This is a genomic window from Photobacterium sp. GJ3 (genome assembly GCF_018199995.1).
In the GTDB taxonomy this organism is placed as follows: Bacteria; Pseudomonadota; Gammaproteobacteria; order Enterobacterales; family Vibrionaceae; genus Photobacterium.
In genome coordinates this window covers 384,771-404,527 of record NZ_CP073579.1, presented here as the reverse complement: position 1 = coordinate 404,527, position 19,757 = coordinate 384,771, and the positions used below count along the sequence as shown (strand labels likewise).

The 19,757-nt window shown below is 47.5% G+C and carries 21 protein-coding genes; 8 read left to right on the top strand and 13 right to left on the bottom strand.

Going from position 1 to position 19,757, the window contains the following annotated elements:
- Positions 1-8: 8 nt before the first annotated feature.
- From KDD30_RS18650 to KDD30_RS18640, 3 genes are all read right to left on the bottom strand, one after another.
- The gene (locus tag KDD30_RS18650; RefSeq protein ID WP_211651490.1) at positions 9-224 is read right to left on the bottom strand and encodes a hypothetical protein; all 216 of its coding nucleotides are present in this window, start codon (positions 222-224) and stop codon (positions 9-11) included.
- A 477-nt stretch (positions 225-701) separates the two neighbouring features.
- Positions 702-914: a cold-shock protein gene (locus tag KDD30_RS18645; protein ID WP_211651489.1), complete on the bottom strand. Its 213-nt coding sequence runs from the start codon at positions 912-914 to the stop codon at positions 702-704.
- A gap of 286 nt (positions 915-1,200) precedes the next feature.
- Positions 1,201-2,403, bottom strand: a complete 1,203-nt coding sequence (locus tag KDD30_RS18640) for an MFS transporter (RefSeq protein WP_211651488.1) — start codon at positions 2,401-2,403, stop codon at positions 1,201-1,203.
- Positions 2,404-2,568: 165 nt separating this feature from the next.
- On the opposite strand from KDD30_RS18640, the gene KDD30_RS18635 reads away from it, so the two are divergent.
- Positions 2,569-3,534 carry a LysR family transcriptional regulator gene (locus tag KDD30_RS18635; protein ID WP_211651487.1) on the top strand — a complete coding sequence of 322 codons (966 nt, stop codon included), beginning with the start codon at positions 2,569-2,571 and terminating at the stop codon, positions 3,532-3,534.
- A 68-nt stretch (positions 3,535-3,602) separates the two neighbouring features.
- Positions 3,603-3,821 (top strand): deoxyribodipyrimidine photo-lyase, encoded by a 219-nt coding sequence (locus tag KDD30_RS18630; RefSeq protein WP_211651486.1) that lies wholly within the window; start codon positions 3,603-3,605, stop codon positions 3,819-3,821.
- A 35-nt stretch (positions 3,822-3,856) separates the two neighbouring features.
- On the opposite strand, the gene KDD30_RS18625 is transcribed toward KDD30_RS18630, so the two are convergent.
- Positions 3,857-4,747, bottom strand: coding sequence for a LysR substrate-binding domain-containing protein (locus KDD30_RS18625; RefSeq protein WP_371826117.1), 891 nt, complete (start codon positions 4,745-4,747; stop codon positions 3,857-3,859).
- Between the two features lie 110 nt (positions 4,748-4,857).
- Between KDD30_RS18625 and KDD30_RS18620 the strand changes: the two genes are divergently transcribed.
- Positions 4,858-5,766, top strand: coding sequence for a DMT family transporter (locus KDD30_RS18620; RefSeq protein ID WP_211651485.1), 909 nt, complete (start codon positions 4,858-4,860; stop codon positions 5,764-5,766).
- Between the two features lie 96 nt (positions 5,767-5,862).
- Here the strand turns inward: KDD30_RS18620 and KDD30_RS18615 are convergent, their stop codons facing one another.
- Together KDD30_RS18615 and KDD30_RS18610 are read right to left on the bottom strand one after the other, a co-directional pair.
- A complete protein-coding gene (locus KDD30_RS18615) occupies positions 5,863-6,612 on the bottom strand; it encodes a metallophosphoesterase (RefSeq protein ID WP_211651484.1) in 750 nt (249 codons plus the stop codon).
- 224 nt (positions 6,613-6,836) lie between these two features.
- The gene (locus tag KDD30_RS18610) at positions 6,837-7,778 is read right to left on the bottom strand and encodes a hypothetical protein (protein WP_211651483.1); all 942 of its coding nucleotides are present in this window, start codon (positions 7,776-7,778) and stop codon (positions 6,837-6,839) included.
- Positions 7,779-8,000: 222 nt separating this feature from the next.
- Between KDD30_RS18610 and KDD30_RS18605 the strand changes: the two genes are divergently transcribed.
- Positions 8,001-8,432 (top strand): DoxX family membrane protein, encoded by a 432-nt coding sequence (locus KDD30_RS18605; protein ID WP_211651482.1) that lies wholly within the window; start codon positions 8,001-8,003, stop codon positions 8,430-8,432.
- 114 nt (positions 8,433-8,546) lie between these two features.
- Here KDD30_RS18605 and KDD30_RS18600 read toward each other — a convergent pair whose 3' ends face one another.
- From KDD30_RS18600 to KDD30_RS18575, 6 genes are all read right to left on the bottom strand, one after another.
- The gene (locus tag KDD30_RS18600; protein WP_211651481.1) at positions 8,547-9,389 is read right to left on the bottom strand and encodes a hypothetical protein; all 843 of its coding nucleotides are present in this window, start codon (positions 9,387-9,389) and stop codon (positions 8,547-8,549) included.
- Between the two features lie 193 nt (positions 9,390-9,582).
- Complete coding sequence (locus KDD30_RS18595; RefSeq protein WP_211651480.1) at positions 9,583-10,425, bottom strand: hypothetical protein; 843 nt, start codon at positions 10,423-10,425, stop codon at positions 9,583-9,585.
- A 79-nt stretch (positions 10,426-10,504) separates the two neighbouring features.
- The gene (locus KDD30_RS18590; RefSeq protein ID WP_211651479.1) at positions 10,505-11,323 is read right to left on the bottom strand and encodes a hypothetical protein; all 819 of its coding nucleotides are present in this window, start codon (positions 11,321-11,323) and stop codon (positions 10,505-10,507) included.
- Positions 11,324-11,713: 390 nt separating this feature from the next.
- Positions 11,714-12,373 (bottom strand): DsbA family oxidoreductase, encoded by a 660-nt coding sequence (locus KDD30_RS18585; RefSeq protein WP_211651478.1) that lies wholly within the window; start codon positions 12,371-12,373, stop codon positions 11,714-11,716.
- A gap of 82 nt (positions 12,374-12,455) precedes the next feature.
- The gene (locus tag KDD30_RS18580) at positions 12,456-12,818 is read right to left on the bottom strand and encodes a hypothetical protein (RefSeq protein ID WP_249199416.1); all 363 of its coding nucleotides are present in this window, start codon (positions 12,816-12,818) and stop codon (positions 12,456-12,458) included.
- Positions 12,819-12,881: 63 nt separating this feature from the next.
- Entirely contained in the window at positions 12,882-13,745 is an 864-nt protein-coding gene (locus KDD30_RS18575; RefSeq protein WP_211651477.1) for an SIS domain-containing protein, read from the bottom strand.
- Between the two features lie 235 nt (positions 13,746-13,980).
- On the opposite strand from KDD30_RS18575, the gene murQ reads away from it, so the two are divergent.
- Positions 13,981-14,886: an N-acetylmuramic acid 6-phosphate etherase gene (gene murQ / locus KDD30_RS18570; RefSeq protein WP_211651476.1), complete on the top strand. Its 906-nt coding sequence runs from the start codon at positions 13,981-13,983 to the stop codon at positions 14,884-14,886.
- 90 nt (positions 14,887-14,976) lie between these two features.
- Entirely contained in the window at positions 14,977-16,431 is a 1,455-nt protein-coding gene (gene murP / locus KDD30_RS18565) for a PTS N-acetylmuramic acid transporter subunit IIBC (protein ID WP_211651475.1), read from the top strand.
- A 56-nt stretch (positions 16,432-16,487) separates the two neighbouring features.
- Here the strand turns inward: murP and KDD30_RS18560 are convergent, their stop codons facing one another.
- The gene (locus KDD30_RS18560) at positions 16,488-17,393 is read right to left on the bottom strand and encodes an AraC family transcriptional regulator (protein ID WP_211651474.1); all 906 of its coding nucleotides are present in this window, start codon (positions 17,391-17,393) and stop codon (positions 16,488-16,490) included.
- Positions 17,394-17,563: 170 nt separating this feature from the next.
- On the opposite strand from KDD30_RS18560, the gene KDD30_RS18555 reads away from it, so the two are divergent.
- Entirely contained in the window at positions 17,564-18,721 is a 1,158-nt protein-coding gene (locus KDD30_RS18555; protein ID WP_211651879.1) for an iron-containing alcohol dehydrogenase, read from the top strand.
- Positions 18,722-18,964: 243 nt separating this feature from the next.
- Positions 18,965-19,753 (top strand): TetR/AcrR family transcriptional regulator, encoded by a 789-nt coding sequence (locus KDD30_RS18550; RefSeq protein ID WP_211651473.1) that lies wholly within the window; start codon positions 18,965-18,967, stop codon positions 19,751-19,753.
- The last annotated feature ends 4 nt before the right edge of the window (positions 19,754-19,757 follow it).

Below are 19,757 nucleotides of genomic sequence, written 5' to 3'. Positions count from 1 at the left end.
GACGTCTGTCAGAATTCAGCCACGACACTGAATTGACCGATGATTCGCTCATCAGCACTCAGGATTTCCCCGGTTTGAGATGCTTCGCAATAAGAGAATCCGACATCTCTCGAAGCCATTTGGCCTTTAACCTGTACATGACGCATGAGTACGTCATCATTTAACTGATGAATCTTTGAGCTCCAGGAAACATTCGTTTGATAGAGCGTGAAGTTAACAATCATAGTTCTCCTTTTATACCAATCAAAGTAAGTCAATGGTCAAAAATAGCTCAGGAAAAATGTTTGAGAACCAGGCAGATTTTTTAGATAAGTCGTCATTCTACAATCAAAAAATCTAACGCAGTTATCGAACATTTGAACAAGCTAGGATGACCAGTGATTGACTGCGATTGGTATTATATTGTCTGAACGATGGTTGGAACGGTTCAGCTGAAACCAAAAACGGTGACGGCCGGTTGAACGTGACATATATATCCTTAAATAATTAATGAAATGAACTGATGGTCTGAGCATTGCTCACCATGCAGCATCTTCTTTCAGAGAATTTGTATCAAATAAATATTGCGACAATGAGACAGTTGGGATTTAACGAATGAATCAGAAGAATATTGTGATGAAAATTGCTGAAGAGAGGGTAGAAAGGTTACAACACGAGGATTGATCGGCGCAAAGACATAAATGCTTTGCGCCGGAACAGGCTTACAGTTTTACAACGTTCGCAGCCTGAGGACCTTTCTGGCCTTGCTCAACGTCAAAAGACACTTTCTGACCTTCAGCCAGAGTTTTGAAGCCTTCTGAAGCGATTGCACGGAAGTGAACGAATACGTCAGCACCGCCGTTGTCTTGAGTGATGAAACCAAAACCTTTCTCTTCGTTAAACCACTTTACCAGACCAGTTGATTTGTTTGACATGAGATGTCCCTTACAAATTATGAATTCAAAAATAGGAATCGCAATGATGCGATGCGCTGATAGCTGAATGATTGAATGTCACGATGAAGCTAAGGGAAACACTGAGGATCACGTCAGTAATGAAGAAATTCTGAGGTTTAACTTTGACTTGTTGTTGCATGACAATATCTGAGCGACAGAGCAAAACGAATCATACGCGAGCCGCATCTGTTGTAAAGGTTTATTTTAGGGTGAACTGAAAAAACAGCCCTTTCCCCCTTTCATTCACCCCTCCATCAGCGTTGGCTCAGGATATTTCAGCCATATCAATCGGAACGGCTGAATTCAATTGGCGATGTTTCAGATACAGTCCCAACGCCAGACCCGAGACCAAGAACGCATTCAGCAGCCAAGCCGCAGTCACAGACCATTGAACTGTGAGCACAGACAAAATCATTCCTGCCACCATACCCCCTGCATTCAAACTGAACGATAGGGATGAAACTGCCGCACTTCTGAAGCTGGGGCGGATATGCAAGTGTAATTCTGCCGCGATCACCGGGCGTGATAAAAACACGGCAGATAGCAGCAACCAGCAAGCGATGATCAAATACCTCACATGATTCACAACCGACAGCCCAACCAGTGACAATCCCACCAACAAGGACAGAAGCAGTAAACAGACAGGCGCACTGGCTTTCGTCAGCATCCGTCGGCAGAGGTGCCCGAGGATAGCTGCAACCAGATAATTTGATGCCAGAATCAAACCAATCCAGGACAAGACTGCTCCCCCGCCCTGCAATGTACTGAGGACGGGTTGCCAATAGATACTGTGATTTGCGAGTGTGTACCCGAACAAAAACTGCCAGCAAAGCAACACCACAATTTTGCCTGAACAAAAGGTCTTCAGTCGTGCGATGCCATTGCGTTGAATAGGATTCGGCCCAACATATTCCCTATCGACCCTCAGCTGCTGATAATTTTCACCTTCATGAAAACTGGCAAAACTCAGCAGAAATGCGGCAAAGTGAATCAGCAAACTCAGGAGAAGCGCTGCTTTGTAAGGGTTTGCTTCAAATACCTCCGCGACAGGCGTCTGGGGGACAAAACTCGTCAAACCGCCCCCAATTGCAGCCCCTAAACCCAATCCGGTCAGAATCCAGACATTCGCTTGGGACAAGGCTGATTTTGTCGTGTCGGATATCAACATCAGATCCCGCTGATTGACGAACCAGGCTTCCAGACACCCGGAACCCAGAGCTCTGCCGATCCCGCCGACCGCAGATGCCAGAAGCATCACCTCTGCACTGGGTGCCAAGACCAGCAAGCCAAAATTCAGCATGTCAAAGCCTTTGGCAATGCGATAAGTCCGTAAATGACCGATGCGGTCAGCAAGTATCCCACTGGGGACTTCCAGCACGACCATCACGACAAAAAACACCGTAAAAAACCAGCCGATTTGTGGCAGTGTCAGACCTTCAGCTAAACAATAAAGGCCCGAAACAGCCATAAAAACGCCTGCCGCGCTGCTATCAAGTGCCATCTGAAAAGCATATCGGGTGTCAAGATTCACTGGAATTACCTATCGTTATGTCATTAGAACCAGTGTAAATTGAGCAAAACATCAATGATAATTCATTCAAACGGATTTATTTATAGATAGATGTCAATGAAGATGGATAAATCATTTGCGCTGCTGCATTATTTTCAGGCAGTCGCTGAGTACAACAGTTTTTCCAGAGCAGCGAACAAGCTGAATGTTTCGCAGTCTACGGTGAGTGCACAGATCAAAAAGCTGGAGAGCCAGCTTGGCTGTTCACTGTTTGAACGTGAAAATAAGCATCACTTCAAACTCAGCCGGGAAGGGATGAAACTGCTGGCTGAGTGTCAGACCAGCCTGAATGGCCTGCGACACTGCATGTTGTCACTCAGCCAGACTGAAACACTCACCGGCCCGGTGAATCTGGCCTGTTCAGTGGCACTGGCACATCAGCTGCTGTTACCCGTGATTGATCAACTGATGACGACTTACCCGAATCTGGTGATCAACCTGGTCGAAACCAGCCGCGAGAAGGCCTTCTTTGAAGATGATCTGGATATTGCCCTCAATTTCTCCCAGCCTGACCCGTCTTTTTATTACCAGCGGGTCGCCGATATCAACAAAATCATTGCGGCCAGCCCGGATTACCTGGCCCGATACGGCACGCCGGAGTCTCTGGCTGATCTGACCGAGCACCGATTGCTGATCCAATCACAGGGAAAAATGGACTGGCCCAACATCTATGCGCAGCAAAGTAAATTCTCTCTGCCGGTCCTCAGTCAGTATTTTGATAACAACCTGACGAAGCGCCACGCAACACAACGAAGCATGGGGCTGGCGGTTTTACCTGTTTATCTCTGCACCGGTACTCAGGGGCTTGTGCCTGTGCTACCACACTTATCTGCGCGTCTATCTGAGTCCCTGTTCATTATGTGCTCACGCAAAAAGGCCCGTCAGCCCGGCATGATTGAATTGATTGTCGAAATTGCAGAGCTGGTCCGCGAATCCATCTACACCAGCAGCCAGACTTTCGAGAGCAATTTTGCTCATCGCGCAGATTCAGCGAGCCTCGGCCACTCACAACAGATTCTTGAAAACTGATCGCCGGATCGTCAAATACACACGCATTCCGGCCTAAACTTGTGATACATCTTTTTTGGGGGCAGGTCATGACAACAGGACTGTTTATATTCAGCGACGATCTGCAACTGCACGATAACCCGGCCCTGCAACAAACGGCTGCGCAGGTCGATCACCTGCTGTGCCTGTACTACCTGCCACGACAGACTCAGGACAATTTCCAGAGCCAGATTTCACAGTGGAGTGCGCAACGTCAAGCCGTGCTTGAAAGAGCGGAATACTGTCTGGCAAATCTGGACAAGCTCTGATCAGCCCCGCCTGTCCAGTTCATCACATTGCGCTTTCAGCCAGCGACCCAGTGTGATGATGGAGGACTGTTTCGCCCGTGATTTCTTATAGACAAAGTAAAAGCTGTCCCCGTGGGCAGCTCATGCATCGGAATGCGAACGAAGTGCTGCTGGCGGTCAATATCATTCATCAGGTAATCATTCAGAAAGGTAATCCCCTGATCATAGCGCGCTGCTTCCGCAGCCAGCAGCATATGGCTGAACAACTGAAAGCGTGCCGTTTCCGGCAATTCAAAACCACCCAACTGACACCAGCGGTGCCAGTCTTCACCATGTTTGGCATGTTTAAAAATCGAGCGGGTGGTTAACAAGGGGTGCTCCCACAAAGCTTGCGGCAAGGGTTTGTCGCGCATTTGATGCCAGAGTTTATGACTGCACACCGGATACAACTGCTCGTGATACAACAGCTCTGAAACAAAATGACTGCGTTTGGGTGGGGAAACAGTAATAAAGCAATCGGCCAGCTCATCACTGAAATTGGGGTCATTGCTGACCATATTCAGCGTGAGCTCAATTTCCGGATGCAACTGACGCAGATTATCCAGTCGCGGAATCAGCCATTTTACGGCCAGCGAACTGTACAATGCCAAACGGATCTTGCCGCTTTCCCCTTCCCTGATTTGCTGGCTGGCCTGAGCAATATCCCCCAGCGCATGGCTGACCTGCTCATAATATCGCTCGCCAACCGGCGTCAGTGAGAGTTGCCTGCCCTGTCGCTGAAACAACTCTTCTCCGAGATAATCTTCAAGCAAACGCACCTGATGACTGACCGCACTTTGCGTCACGCTCAGAAATTCCGCAGCACGCGAAAAACTGTTCAAACGGGCGACCGCTTCAAAGTAATGGACAGCCCGGAGGGTGGCAGCTTCATTATCGAAAAAACTCATACCAAAAAAATTTATATCATTATACTTCATCACTCTGGCTGGTTTATGCTTCGGATCACAGTTTGTTGTCGTCTTGATTTCTCTCTCAGAACAAAAATAAGGAGCGGCTTATGCCTCAAATGTCTGTTGGTTTTGCCATGATGCTGCTGGTGGTTGGCAACCTCATTGCTGTCTGCTCCGATGCCATGATTAAATCTCTGGGCGAAGACACGGCCATTTTTCAGTTTGTCTTTTTTCGTCAGCTGACCTCAGTGCTGATTCTGGCTCCGTTTTGTTTCACAACCAAACGCGCTGACTTTTTCGCCGGTTTCAAATGGCATGCGCTGCGCGGTCACATCTGGCTGCTGGGCATGGTCTTCATGGTCATTTCCATCACCAGTCTGCCTCTGGCGACCGCAAATGCGATTTTCTACGCAGCGCCGCTGATCATGCTGCCGCTAGCCATGATTCTGTTTCAGGAAAAGCTGTCGAAATACTCAGTCGGTGCTGCCGTCATTGGCTTTATGGGCGTGCTGGTGATCATCCGTCCGACCGAAATTAACTGGGCTGCCATTGCCGCGTTAGTTGTTGCATTCACACTGGCATGGAATAACCTGCTGGTCCGCAAATTGCCAAGACATCAGACCGTGGCACAGACCCTGATGCTGACCAATCTGGCAGGTATGCCGGCTGCCCTGGCGCTGGCTGTCTGGGAAGGCCAGCCCTGGGACTTTACGCCGTTCTGGACTGCTGCCGGTTCCAGCGCCTTTATCCTGATTTACGCAGGGGCCTGCGTGCTGGCCTACCGTGCGGCCGAATCGAATAAAATCGCCAGTGCTGAGTACAGCGGCCTGATTGGTGCCGTGGTTCTGGGTATGGTCTGGTTCAACGAAATCCCTGATCTGCCGATGATTCTGGGAACCGTGATGATTATTCTGCCGCTGGTCTGGCTGGCGCAGAAAGAAAAAAGAGCAAAGAAGAAAGCAGCTGCTTACCAACAGAATCCAACCGTCAGCGCTGAACCAGTTGAAGAAAGCTGATTCTTTCAGCTTCCCTGTCAGCATGAAATCCGCCGGGCAAATTTCAATTGCCCGGCTAAAACCTGCCACTCAGGCAGAACCTCATACAAAAGGTGTTCAAGAACAGCGACCTGTTTTCAGGCACTGCGCCCAGTCTTCCCGGCCCTGAGCCCTGGCAGCAGACACAGCACGGTCGACATCATAGTCGACCCGGTGAAATGAAACATCCCACTGTCCATGAATGCCTTCTTCGATCAAGGCATACGACGCCTGAGGCGTGTAGTTTTGCATCGCGTGCGGAAAAGGCAATTCATCCAGATAAGCCTGCAACCCCACGCTGCCCGGATTGATCACCCGTTGCCCGGTCGATACCTGAATGCAGCGTGGGATGTGGGTATGTCCGCACAAAATCAATCCTGAAGTTACCCCACCCAACGCCCCGATAATCTCCACGTCGGATTTCACCTGAGGTGAACCCGAGCGAATATCTTCCAGCAGATAAACCAAATCATCGGTTGGTGTGCCATGACAGGCATAAAGATCCGCTTCAATCTGCAGGTCAAACGGGAGTTGCTTCAACCATTCAACCGGCTCCTCCCCTAAGTCTTCCAGAATGAACTGCAGAGTTGGATTCGCCGCGATTTCTGCCTGAGTGGACGCGTAAATTTGACGGTCCTGATTCCCCGAAATCGTGATCACATCGTGAGCTTTCAGAAAGTCGAACGTCGCCCGTGGTGCAATCGGGCCATACAGAATATCTCCCAGATTGACCAATCGCGTCGCCCCTTTCCAGGTTGCATCCTCAACCACAGCTTCCAACGCAAACACATTGCTGTGAATATCCGATAACACTGCATATTTTTCCAAGACTCCCTCCTTGTGACTTCAACCCGAAAACAGACTGGACAAGATTCCAGCCTGAAGCACAACCAAACCGATTACTGAATACCACTCTGTACATAATAAAAAACACCGGCAAACAATCCGGCAAGGACCAACAAGGTGATGACAAACTTAATCCAGAACCCTTTCATAACTATCCCTATGACATCAATTTCTCTGCCAACCTTACCTGATCAGCATCAGAATTCTTATCGTTTCTTCACAGATTGTGCAATCTGATCAACCGTATCGGAGATCTCCGCTAAAGCCTGTGTTGAACCCACGGCAATCAGCCGGAAATAAGCGCCATTCGGCTCAAACCCCGTATATTGAATGATGGTTCTGTCCTGATTGACCGCTTCGACACGAAACCCTTCCAGCCCCGCGAAGTGAACGGGTTTTACCTGGATCGTCGCTGCCTTTTCAAAGCCAGCCACCCGATTGACGAGTCGCTCAGAGAAAAGTTTCGGATCATCCATTGCGGTTGCAGTCAGAGACCGCCCTACAGAAATCAATGGTTTTTTACCGGATTGGTCGACCCCCGTAAAGGATGTCAGGATGGCGGTGGAGCCTGTCATCACATCGGCCAGATGAAATGGCGGCAACACCTGGAACGAGAAATCTAACGCGGCAGCTTTTTCTGCAGCACTTAAAGCATCCCCCATCGTCACAGAAGCAATAGAAGCGACAATACTTTGCTCACTGAAACGCTCGATCGGGACAATATTGTAGGTCAGCAACACCCCGGACTGTCCCGGCACCAGTACCATATACTTCCCGACATCAACACCATTCACCCGTTGTACACCCACAAGCACTGATCGCTCTTTCCCCTGATGATTCACTTTCAGCAGACGCTTCACGTCGATGCCTTGGGGTGCAAACGCTTTTTTTGCCAGCGCCAGATCAGCAAAAACCTCGGTCAACTGCGTAAATGACGCAGAAGGGATTTCAGCCAGCAAGATACTGGCGTTTGTTCCCGGATAGGCAAACCCGGAAAACTGTTGTGCCACAACAAATCCATCCGGCGGGCTCATCGTCACCGCAGTGCCGGGCACCTGTACTGGTGATTGCCGGGCATGGGCGATCCCGGTGAAGAAACAGGAAGACAAACTCAGCATCAATACGGCGGACCAGCATCTTTTTTTCAAGGGAACATCCTTCGGTTGGAATTTCGGTTCGTTTCAGACAAAACAACGATTGTAGAAAATCGATCATGACCCCGCCTGAACAGACGTCAAATTCTGCTATTGATACCAAAACACGATATAAAAACTGAACACAGGCTGTCTGATGACTTTTTCCTTTCCGTCCGGTGAAATTTTATGAGACCGCTCTGGGTCAAGAACAAGCCACATTCATTCACCTGAGAGATGATCCATGACAGATTCAACACAATCACCCGCCCCCAAAAGCTGGCTTTCGTGCTCCTCAGCCTCAGAGTCAGTATTGCGCTGGTCTTTTTCGTTTGGGCGCTGGACAAATTACTGGCTCCGGAACATACACAAAAGGTCTTTTCCCATTTCTACGGACTTGAGATATCAACGCCATTGGCGATGCTTCTCGGTGTCTTACAGCTTCTGTTTGTCCTCGCATTTCTTTGTGGCTTCGCAAAGAAGATCACTTATTTACTCGTGATGCTGATGCATGCAGGCTCTACTTTGGCTTCTATGGCAAAATACTTTGATCCCCTGAATAACCTGCTTTTCTTTACAGCATGGCCAATGCTGGCCGCTTGTGTTGCGCTGTATGTACTCAGAGATTTTGACCGACTGACATTACCAATCGGAAAGAGGACATCCTGACAATTTGAATGAGGTGAATAACACCCTGCTTGCTGAATAAAAAACGGGGCTCTGGGAGCCCCCGTTTCAGAATCTGATTAAGTTCATTCATGGGTACATCCCATCCATAGAAAATCAAAGAAAGTTATTGGTATATCCTGGGTAAGGAGTCCACAAGAAAGGGGTTTCTTTCATTAAAACCTCTTCTACTCTGATATACTCATTTGATTCACCTTCAGCGAAAAAATCCGTCGTATAAATACAATCTTTCCGCATCTTTTCTTTTATAATTTTTTCAACGGTTTTAGTCAGTTCACCATCGCACCATATATTCATATAGTATTGAATCATGAACATTTTCTTTTTGGAGAAAATAGTGTTCTGCTTAAATTCACAATAGATAGCAATGGCTTCCCAAGGCAGAGCCATCTCAATTGGTTTTTTCTCCTTCATCATTGCAGGTAGCGCGAAAATTCCAAGCGCACCGGCTCCAGCACCGGCAAAAATAGTTGGGCCACCATAAAACAATAAAAACAAAACAATCGGGACACAAACAATCATGATCACCTTAAAGGCACCTTGCCGGAATCGTTTTCCTCTTTTGTATCCTCGAAAGTAAATTCCCGTGTCAGTGATTTTATAATGATGTTTCTCTGGATAACAAGTCAACAGGACAATCAATAACATTATCGACAAGTACCCTCCTCCCAGGATCATCCAAACATCCTCATCCCCCAAATAAATATAAACGGCTAGAGTTATCATGAAAAACAAAGAAAACATGAAGAACAAACCAAACCATAAACCTTTTTCCCAAACAGTTTTCTCCCACTCAACAAGCGGAGATTCATTCTTGATGACTTCAATATAATGATCCATGAAAGCAACAAGGCGGGATGAGTCATTCACATGCGAAGAGTCATCCAGAGTTTCCTGTCGAATTTTTTCATACTGACGCTGATAAATTAATCGGCTCATCCACATATCTCTGTATCAAGTAAGATAATATTCAAATGCACGGTATATTTCTGAAAGCAAAACCCGATAAGATATGACAATTTGAATGAGGTGAATAACACCCTGCTTGCTGAATAAAAACGGGGCTCTGGGAGCACCCGTTTCAGAATCTGATTGCGTTCATTCATGGGTACATTCCATCCATAATAGAAAATCAAAGAAAGGTATTGGTATATCCTGGGTAAGGAGTCCACAAGAAAGGGGTTTCTTTCATTAAAACCTCTTCTACTCTAATATACTCATTTGATTCACCTTCCGCGAAAAAATCCGTCGTATAAATACAATCTTTCCGCATCTTTTCTTTTATAATTTTTTCAACAGTTTTAGTCAGCTCACCATCGCACCATATATTCATATAGTATTGAATCATGAACATTTTCTTTTTGGAGAAAATAGTGTTCTGCTTAAATTCACCATAGATAGCAATGGCTTCCCAAGGCAGAGCCATCTCAATTGGTTTTTTCTCCTTCATCATTGCAGGTAGCGCGAAAATTCCAAGCGCACCTGCTCCAGCACCGGCAAAAATAGTTGGGCCACCATAAAACAATAAAAACAAAAAAATCGGGACACAAACAATCATGATCATCTTAAAGGCACCTTGCCGGAATCGTTTCCCTCTTTTGTATCCTCGAAAGTAAATTCCCGTGTCAGTGATTTTATAATCATGCTTCTCCGGGTAGCAGATTAACAGCGAAATCAATAAAATCATCGACAAGAAACCTCCCCCCAGCATAATCCCAACTTCTTCATCACCCAAATAAATATAAACGGTTAAAGTTACCATGAAGAAAAAAGAAAACATGAAGAACAAACCAAACCATAACCCCTTTTCCCAGACAGTTTTCTCCCATTCAACAAGCGGAGATTCATTCTTGATGACTTCAATGTAACGATCCATGAAAGCAACAAGGCGGGATGAGTCATTCACATGGGAAGAGTCATCCAGAGTTTCCTGTCGAATTTTTTCATACTGACGCTGATAAATTAATCGGCTCATCCACATATCTCTGTATCAAGTAAATAATATTCAAGTGCACGGTATATTCCTGAGAGCAAAAGCTGATAAGACATGACAATCAATCGACTAAAAATGGTACTTCTTTCCGACCGATATCCATTAACTGATTAAATTCTTCCGAGCGTAAATCTACAGAATAATCGCGCATATAAATTAAATGATTCATTGTATGAGCATCCAGTATTTGTTTTACCTGATCAAAATTTGATTTATCACAAATCAAATCCAACATAAACTGAATATTAAATCCTTTCTCACTCGAAAAAAAGCCAAATTCATCATTCACATAAATGCAAAAAATCGCCTCCCACGGTAAAGCCATTTCTACAGGATCTTTTTCCCTGAATACACCCGCAATTGAGAAAACACCTAATGCACCAGCTCCAGCGCCCGCAAAAGCCATTGGTCCCATCATCAAGAATAACAGGATCACAGTTGGAATTGAGATCAAAAGAAAAAACCTGATTGTTCTCTGGCGAACCTTTTTTCCTCTCCGATAGAATCGAATGTAAATCCCTGTTGTTGTCATCTTATGTTGGTATCTCTCAGGATATAAAACGATTAACATCAAGAACGAAATGATTGAAATCAAGCCTATTCCTAAAATCATTCCCACATCTTTATTGTGTTCATCTCCAAAAAAATATATTGCATATGAGATAAAAACAGAGCATAAAATAACAAATGCAAATATACCTCGCAATCCTCCTTCCCATTTATCTCTTTCCCATGCGAGTAATGGATTTTCCTTCTTGATTATATCACAGTATATTTTCATAAATTCAGCCAAACGCTCTTCATTCGTAGCAATAGTCGAGTCGTTTATTATTGAATCACGAATATTTTGGTAGCATTGATGTGTGAAATGATGGCTCAACGATGAATACTCCTGTCCGTAAACACTTGCTTTAATAGATTAAAGCTCAATCTTTGTACGTGTTCGATATAATCCAATCAAACTTGAACTTCATTATATTCCGAAATGTAAAATGGCAGTTCTTTCTCAAGAATTCCTTTTGATTTTTTACATGCCTGACAACTATAATCATAACCCATGACATCTGGTTCAAGTTCAACAGCAAGTAGATTAACCTAAATCTGAGAAAAACATGACTTGTAATGACGAGTCAAAATCACGAAATCACCTGTCATTTCAACTGAAATGAAACACTGGGGAAAAGATCACAAAATTTGAATTCTGGCGGGAATCTCATGGAGAGAAACCAGCTTACGATATTCGCAGCTGGTTTCGTCTTTTGCGGGCGGATTACTCGGCTGACTCGCTCAGCAAAGTATCAATTACCTGAATCAAGCTTTCCGTATTTTGAGCACCAGAGACAAGGTACTTTTCATTAAAAATAAATGCAGGCACCGCACTAACGCCCTGTTCAATCCAGGCTTGTTCTTCTTCACGAATCACACCGCTGAATTTGTCGTTTTTCAGGACCTGTTCGGCTTCTTCGGCGTCTAATCCGGCGCGTTCGACAGCGCTGAACAGCACTTCAAGCGCGTTCACATTCTCTTGCTCGGTGAAATAAGCTTCAAACAGCGCGAGTTTCAGATCGGTCTGCCGGCCATAAAGGGCTGACCAATGCAGGAGCTGATGCGCTCTGAAGGTATTATAAATCCGGGAAAGCGGCGTGAATTGGAATCGAATATTCAGGGCTTCTCCAAGTTCAACAATCCGGGCTCGGTTCTCGGCACTCTGTTCCGGCGTCATCTGATACTTTTCTTCCAGATGTTCGCTCAGTAACTGGCCGTCCGCAGACATATCCGGATTCAATTCGAACGGATGCCACCGGATAGTAAATTGCACTTTGCCCTGATAGGTATTCATCGCCTGTTCAAGGCGCTGATAGCCAATGTAGCACCAGGGACAAACCACATCGGAAACGATATCAATCGTCAGCTGCTTCTGTGTAGACATGCGCTTTCTCTCTTCACTTCGTTGGACAGATTTTTAGTCTCTGACCAACAGAAATCAAACCAAAAGCCGGAAAAGTGTGAGCTTATAGTGCAGGTTCGGCCAAAACAGACGTATCCCAGTAGACGTAGATTGATTCATGGGTGAGTTCAAAAATCACCCCTTTCTTGCCTAAATCGCCGCGGAGTGACACCGGGCGGTTTTGCCCGTCCCGGTATTTGCCGGGCTGATTTCGGGACGGGTGAAAATCGTATTGAACTCCATCGCCTCTCCGAATGCTGACATAGCCGTGATACTCCGACAGCACACAAAGATATTGTCCGATCGGTTGCTTTGCGCCACGGGGATAGATATCGCAACGGGCATCTGTTGTCTCTGCAAACACAGGCTGAGTGCCGGTGACGCTCAGTCCCAGCACAATCCATACCAATGCAAACCACCTGAACATTTTCCCCTCCGCGACGCCCGTCTATCCACGAAGTTGGTCCCGCTAAGAGTGTAGCAGACCCACTCAGGCGTTCATGTTGCGAATCAATTCAGTGGTGTCTTTGATCAACTGATTGGCTTCCTGGTCTCGTTTTTGGATCAACGCGAGAAAGAGTAAATCCGTCAGCGTATTTTGCGCTGTTCTTGAGGAAATGGCGGAACTGCGAAGCTGAGTTTCCTCTGCCAGCGTATCTAAACTCCAGTCGGCAAGCTCACGAAGCGGACTCTGCTGGAGTGAAGTGAAGGCGATCACCTTCGCCCCTTTGGCTTTCGCCGTCTGAGCAGCGAGCAACACTTCTTTCCGGCGGCCACTGTAAGAAATCACGATCTGAACATCCCCGGCTTTGAGGGTTTGTGATACAGAGATCTGAACATGGCTGTCCTGCTCGGCAATCACCGGGATGCCAATTTTCAGCAGCTTGTACCCTAAATCTTTCGCCACCAGTGCAGACCCCCCGATCCCGACCAATTGGATTTTTCCTGCTGCATCCATCGCTTCGACGACTTTTGCCAGCACTGCAAAATCGATGGCGTGCGTGGTTTCGACAATCGAGTTTTGTTTTTCCTGCGCCAGCTTTTGAGCCATGATTTCCAGCGAGTCCTCTCGGGTGATCTGATTATGTAATCCTTGCTGTTCAGTGCCCGGTCCCATGGCTTTCTTTCTGCCCAGCTCTTCGCTCACTGCAAGTTTAAAGGCCGTAAATCCTTTAAAACCAATCTTTTGTGTGAACTTAACGATACTGGACTGGCTGACCTCGGCTTGCTGAGCCAGTTGCTGCGATGACAGAGAAATCACCTGATCTGGATCCTGAAGAATAAAGGTAGCGATTTTCTGTTCACTGGGTGAGAACGCATCACGATAGTGGTCAATTTTAGCAAGCGTGGTCATGCAGTCTGGGCTCCGAAACTCAGGCAATTGAAAGGGGTAAGACAAACCTCAGTATCCCTGATTATTCCAATCTATCCAATAAATTATTCCGCTTGAACCTCTGGCAGGTCGTATTGAATTTTTTATTCCAAAAATGACACAAATGATGAATAATCAAATATGTGATCCATCGCAATCCTCGAGAATAATTTATTCCTTATGATAGCACTCAGACACAGAACTTGAAGGCCACACCATGAAAATTGATTTAAACGCCATGATCACTGAAAGCCGTAATCCTGCAAGTCAGGCCATTGATACGCTCTCGACACTGGACATGCTCAAAGTGATCAACGAAGAAGATAAAAAAGTTGCGCTGGCTGTCGAAAGTATCTTGCCTCAGGTTGCTGAAGCGGTTGATGCCATCGCCAGTGCTTTTCTTCGGGGCGGACGTTTAATTTATACTGGCGCCGGTACGTCCGGCCGTCTGGGGATTCTGGATGCGAGTGAATGCCCGCCAACTTTTGGCAGCGACCCGTCTCAGGTTGTCGGTCTGATTGCTGGCGGTCAGGAAGCAATCTTCCGCGCTGTTGAAAATGCTGAAGATAATCAAATGCTTGGCGAAGAAGATCTGAAACATCTGAACTTTTCTGCAAATGATGTGCTGATCGGAATCGCCGCCAGTGGCCGGACACCTTACGTCATCGGCGCAATGACCTACGCCAAATCGATTGGTGCAACCGTGGGTTGCATCAGCTGTAACCCGGACAGTGTGATGTCTCAGTTGGCCGATATCGCGATGACGCCGGTCGTCGGCCCGGAAGTCGTGACCGGCTCTTCACGCATGAAAGCAGGGACAGCGCAAAAGTTTGTCCTGAACATGCTCACGACGGGTGCAATGATCCGAACCGGTAAAGTGTACGGCAACCTGATGGTGGATGTAGAAGCCACCAATGCCAAACTGGTTGAGCGCCAGAAGAACATTGTGACCGCAGCCACCGGGGCCAGCCGTGAAGCCGCAGAGTCGGCACTCAATGCCTGTGGTGGCCACTGTAAAACAGCCATTGTGATGATTCTGACCGGCTCAAACGCGCAAGAAGCGCAGGCACTTCTGGTCAGCAGCAGCGGCTTCACCCGCCAAGCAATTCAAAACGCTCAATAACACTTTTAAAAAAACAACCGAAGGCCACAGATGCTCCCCCGTCAGTGGCCGACTTATGATTCTAATAACGTGTAAAAGATAGGGAATCCAATGGCTAAAATAACCGACGCGATGATCAGCGAGATCATCGGCGCAATTGGTGGCAAATCCAATGTCGCCAATTGCGGCCACTGTATGACCCGGCTCCGGCTGGGATTACATAACGATGGACTGGCAAACCGGGAAACCATCAAACGCATCGCTGGTGTGATGGGTATTGTCGAAAGCGACGATCAACTGCAGATCGTTTTGGGTCCGGGCAAAGCGCAGACCGCAGCTGAGATGATGAATCTTCAGCTGGCTGCCACCGCAGAGAGCATCGCGGCAGCTGAGCCTCAGCACGACAATCTAAAAGACATCGCCTCTGCACAGAAACAGGAAATGAAGAAAAAGCAGACCAGCGCAGTCCATCGCTTCCTGACCAAATTTGCCACCATTTTTACCCCTTTGATTCCGGGCTTTATCGCTGCCGGGATGCTGCTGGGTGTGGCGACGCTGCTGGATCAGAGTTTGGTTCAGCCTGTCGAACATCCCAATGCAACGCTGGTCGATCTGATTGGGTTTCTGAAAGTCTTCAGCAAAGGCTTGTTCAGTTTCCTGAGTATTCTGATCGGTTATAACGCTCAGAAGGCTTTTGGCGGTTCCGGCGTCAATGGCGCAATCATTGCCTCGTTGTTCGTGCTGGGGTACAACCCGGATGCCACCAGCGGCGTTTATGCCGGTATCCATGACTTTTTCGGCCATGCCATTGATCCGCGAGGCAATATCATTGGGGTATTGATCGCCTGTATTCTCGGTGCTTCGGTCGAACGTCAGGTGCGTCGCTTCATTCCGGATAATCTGGATATGATCCTCACCTCTTCCATCACGCTGGTGTTCATGGCGACCGTGACTTTTGTGGTCATCATGCCGATTGGTGTGTACCTGTACGACGGTATGTCCTGGCTGTTCCTGCACCTGAACGGGAATCCGATTGGCAGTGCCATTCTTGCCGGACTGTTTTTAATCTCTGTAATGTTCGGTATCCATCAGGGGTTTGTACCGGTTTACTTCGCACTCATGGACGCTCAGGGCTTTAACTCCCTATTTCCGATTCTGGCGATGGCTGGCGGCGGCCAGGTCGGTGCTGCCATGGCGCTCTATATGAAAGCCAAAAAAGATGCCGTGCTGAGAACTCAGGTTAAAGGCGCCATTATTCCTGGGATTCTCGGGATTGGTGAACCATTGATCTATGGGGTGACTTTACCGCGCGTGAAGCCTTTTATTACGGCATGTATCGGGGGTGCAATCGGCGGCTTCTTCATTGGACTGGTCGCCTTTATGGGCCTGCCCATTGGTCTCAATACCGTATTTGGGCCATCAGGCGTGGTGTCATTGCCACTGATGACCTCCGCCAGCGGTGTATTTGCCGGCATGGCGGTTTATGCAGCAGGTCTTGTCGTCTCTTATGTGGCAGGCTTTCTGGTCACCTGGTTCTTCGGCACAAAAAATGTCGATTTAAGTTAACCGCGAATCACTGTTTTCGCCCACAGAACGCACTCAACGGGTGCGTTCTTGTTTGCTTACATCACTCTCTCTTCAGCGATCTGCGCAATTTTGCTCGGCGGCAAACCAAAGTATCGCTTAAACTCCCGGCTGAACTGAGCCGGACTTTCGTAGCCAACTCTCGTTGCCGCAACACTGGCCGTCAGCCCATCCTGAACCATGAACTGCTTGGCATTGTTCAACCGGATTTTCTTAATGTATTGCAGTGGCGGGTCAGTCACGACTTGCTTAAAAGCGCGATGGAAAGCCGACACACTCATCCCCGCCATCTCCGCCAGCTCCTCAATCGTCAGTTTCTCCGCATAATGCGACTGAACATGCTCGATCACACCGGAAACCCTTGCTAATGCTGTGCCTTGCTTCACGTATTGCGCCAGCAAAGTCCGCTGCTCTCCCTGCAAAAGACGGTAAAAGAATTCCCGCAAAATCTGAGGGCCGAGCATGTGCGCATCCAACGGATCATGCAGCACTGCCAGCAAGCGTTCTATACATTGTTCCAGCTGTGGCGTGATTGGCGAGGCTGCGACCCCTTTACTCTGTGCCTGCAAAGCAAAATAGTCCGGACCTAATTGCGCCTCCATCTCATCAACCAGCTGGCGGATCATGCTGTGCTCAAAGCCGATATCAATCCCAATCAGCGGCGCCTCTTCAGACGCAAAGGTCTCACACGCGATCGGATAAGGTGCTGAGACAATCAGGCAATGTTTGGTGTCGTACTCAAAACGATAGTCATTCAGATGTCCGACTTTATTTCCCTGAAAGATCACCACCACACCCTGCTGATACATCTGCGGTGTGACATGGTGATATTGTGTAATTTTAAACAGATTGATCGACTTTAATGCTGTCTCAACCTTACCTTGCCTGTCTTTCAATCCAAGGTGGTCACACAGTGAAGCCGCCAGTGCCAGAGATTTTTTCATCTGATTTTCCTCTTTTGGTGATGATGGCTTACACATTCGGAAAAACCAAGGGGTGCACAGTCTAAAGCAGGAATTGACAAGAATTAAGCAGAATCGTGTATTACTGATCATCCACATGTCACCTACACTGAGCATCAGCATAATTCTTCAAGCCAATCTGGAGCGCAATGATGAACCCATTCAGCTATCACAATCCGACCCGCATTCATTTCGGTGAAGGTCAAATTGCCGCGATCACCGCTGAAATTCCAAAAGACAGTAAAGTGCTTGTACTGTACGGGGGCGGTTCCATTAAACAGAACGGCGTTTATGAGCAGGTCACTCAGGCTTTATCTGACCATCAGTGGGCCGAGTTTTCCGGGATTGAGCCAAATCCTCAGTACGATACCCTGATGAAGGCCGTCGAAAAAATTCAGACCGAAGGATTTGACTACCTGCTTGCGGTCGGCGGTGGTTCTGTCATCGACGGCACTAAATTTATTGCAGCGGCCGCCTGCTTCAAAGGTCAGGACCCTTGGGATATTCTGGCAAAGCATGCCCCAGTTGAAACTGCGCTGCCCATCGGTTGTATTCTGACCCTGCCCGCCACAGGTTCTGAAAGCAATAAAGGTGCCGTGGTTTCACGGGGGAAAGACAAACTGAGCTTCATGACCGCAAAAGTGCAACCTGCATTTGCCGTCTTGGATCCGGCCACAACACTCAGCCTGTCTCCGCGTCAAATCAGTAACGGTGTTGTCGATGCATTCGTGCATGTCATGGAGCAGTACCTGACCTTTCCTGTGGACGCCAAAGTCCAGGATAGATTCGCCGAAGGCTTGCTGCTGACACTGATCGAAGAAGGCCCGAAAGCGCTGGAAAATCCAAATGATCTGACCGTTCGAGCCAACATTATGTGGTCTGCAACACAAGCCCTAAACGGCCTGATTGGCGTGGGCGTCCCGCAAGACTGGGCAACGCACATGATTGGTCACGAGCTCACCGGGAACTACGGCATTGATCATGCCCGGACGCTGAGTATTGTTTTGCCGGCAGTGATGAAAGCGCGTCGTCAGGATAAGGAAGCGAAACTGCTGCAATATGCAGAGCGCGTATTCGGCCTGACAGAAGGCAGTGCAGACACCCGGATTGATGCAGCCATTGCTCAAACGGAAGCTTTCTTCACAGCCATGGATGTTCCCGTTCGCCTGACAGATGCCGGATTAACTGAATCTGATATTCAGGTTCTGGTCAGCAGTCTGGAGAAACATGGCATGACCGCACTGGGCGAACATGGCCGCATAGCGATTGCAGACAGTGAAATGATTCTGAATACCGCTTTGGCACATTGAACAATCCTTCCCCTTCGTATTTCAACCGCCTCCCGGGGCGGTTTTTCTGATCCGACCACAATTTTTTTCGAAGAAAGTCACAAGGCTTGTCTTGATCTCCATGCAGAAGCGACTATTATGACGATTGGTCAACTTTGACTAATCGTCAATTTTCTGATGATTTACCCTTAAGGTAATCGTGTTAAACTTACAAGACAGGAGTTGCAATGTATTCACGCAACTGACAGCCAATAGTTGGAAGTTATGTTCGGGTTGAACTGTAATAAAGAACGATGCGCCCTCTTCTCTGGAGAGCGAGTGCCAAAAACAAAAAAACAGCAGGCGATTGCAGACCGCGATCAAGAGCTGATTATGCTTGCAAAAGATCTGGTGAACAAAGAAGGCTTTGCGAACCTGACCATGGACAAGCTTGCAGCCATGAGTCCTTACTCAAAAGGAACGGTGTATAACCACTTTTGCAGTAAAGAGGATGTCATTGTTGCGCTGTGCACTCATGCCATTAAAGAAGAAATGGCTTTGTTTAATCGGGTATTGGGGATGGAAGGGACCAGCCGGGAAATTTTATTGGCTGTCCATGTCGCATACCATATTTTTGCCCGACTTGAACCGATTCTTTCAACCTGTCTGTTGACGGCAAAGACCCCCTGGGTCATCGATAAAGCCTCAACAACGCGCGTGGAAATATTGAACCAGCTTGAAGAGCAAATGATTGATAACGCAGATGCAATCGTTAATCACGCACTGGACGAAGGAAGCCTGACCATGTCAGCCGCCGTCAGTACGGATGCCGTTGTATTTGCAAATTGGTCGCTTGCGCTGGGTTCCAATGCACTCATCATGAATGCAACCAACAGTCGATGTATTCACCGTCTTCAGGATCCGTTCACTGTCCTGAACAACGTGAACATGCTGCTGGATGGAATGAACTGGAAACCACTGTCGAGTGAAAAGGACTATAAGCGCTTGTGGAAACACATTGAGCAGACCTTTTTTGCAGAAGAGATCTCACTTTTGTCACAACTTGGTCGATAGTTTG

What these genes read in the sequence shown, in the direction of transcription:
- KDD30_RS18580 (WP_249199416.1), bottom strand. Translation starts at nt 12,818, where the DNA reads ATGTTCAGGTGGTTTGCATTGGTATGGATTGTGCTGGGACTGAGCGTC.
- KDD30_RS18635 (WP_211651487.1), top strand. Translation starts at nt 2,569, where the DNA reads ATGGATAAATCATTTGCGCTGCTGCATTATTTTCAGGCAGTCGCTGAG.
- KDD30_RS18560 (WP_211651474.1), bottom strand. Translation starts at nt 17,393, where the DNA reads ATGAAAAAATCTCTGGCACTGGCGGCTTCACTGTGTGACCACCTTGGA.
- murP (WP_211651475.1), top strand. Translation starts at nt 14,977, where the DNA reads ATGGCTAAAATAACCGACGCGATGATCAGCGAGATCATCGGCGCAATT.
- KDD30_RS18605 (WP_211651482.1), top strand. Translation starts at nt 8,001, where the DNA reads ATGATCCATGACAGATTCAACACAATCACCCGCCCCCAAAAGCTGGCT.
- KDD30_RS18600 (WP_211651481.1), bottom strand. Translation starts at nt 9,389, where the DNA reads ATGAGCCGATTAATTTATCAGCGTCAGTATGAAAAAATTCGACAGGAA.
- KDD30_RS18555 (WP_211651879.1), top strand. Translation starts at nt 17,564, where the DNA reads ATGAACCCATTCAGCTATCACAATCCGACCCGCATTCATTTCGGTGAA.
- KDD30_RS18575 (WP_211651477.1), bottom strand. Translation starts at nt 13,745, where the DNA reads ATGACCACGCTTGCTAAAATTGACCACTATCGTGATGCGTTCTCACCC.
- KDD30_RS18595 (WP_211651480.1), bottom strand. Translation starts at nt 10,425, where the DNA reads ATGAGCCGATTAATTTATCAGCGTCAGTATGAAAAAATTCGACAGGAA.
- KDD30_RS18645 (WP_211651489.1), bottom strand. Translation starts at nt 914, where the DNA reads ATGTCAAACAAATCAACTGGTCTGGTAAAGTGGTTTAACGAAGAGAAA.
- KDD30_RS18630 (WP_211651486.1), top strand. Translation starts at nt 3,603, where the DNA reads ATGACAACAGGACTGTTTATATTCAGCGACGATCTGCAACTGCACGAT.
- KDD30_RS18625 (WP_371826117.1), bottom strand. Translation starts at nt 4,747, where the DNA reads ATGAGTTTTTTCGATAATGAAGCTGCCACCCTCCGGGCTGTCCATTAC.
- KDD30_RS18550 (WP_211651473.1), top strand. Translation starts at nt 18,965, where the DNA reads ATGTTCGGGTTGAACTGTAATAAAGAACGATGCGCCCTCTTCTCTGGA.
- murQ (WP_211651476.1), top strand. Translation starts at nt 13,981, where the DNA reads ATGAAAATTGATTTAAACGCCATGATCACTGAAAGCCGTAATCCTGCA.
- KDD30_RS18650 (WP_211651490.1), bottom strand. Translation starts at nt 224, where the DNA reads ATGATTGTTAACTTCACGCTCTATCAAACGAATGTTTCCTGGAGCTCA.
- KDD30_RS18620 (WP_211651485.1), top strand. Translation starts at nt 4,858, where the DNA reads ATGCCTCAAATGTCTGTTGGTTTTGCCATGATGCTGCTGGTGGTTGGC.
- KDD30_RS18585 (WP_211651478.1), bottom strand. Translation starts at nt 12,373, where the DNA reads ATGTCTACACAGAAGCAGCTGACGATTGATATCGTTTCCGATGTGGTT.
- KDD30_RS18640 (WP_211651488.1), bottom strand. Translation starts at nt 2,403, where the DNA reads ATGGCTGTTTCGGGCCTTTATTGTTTAGCTGAAGGTCTGACACTGCCA.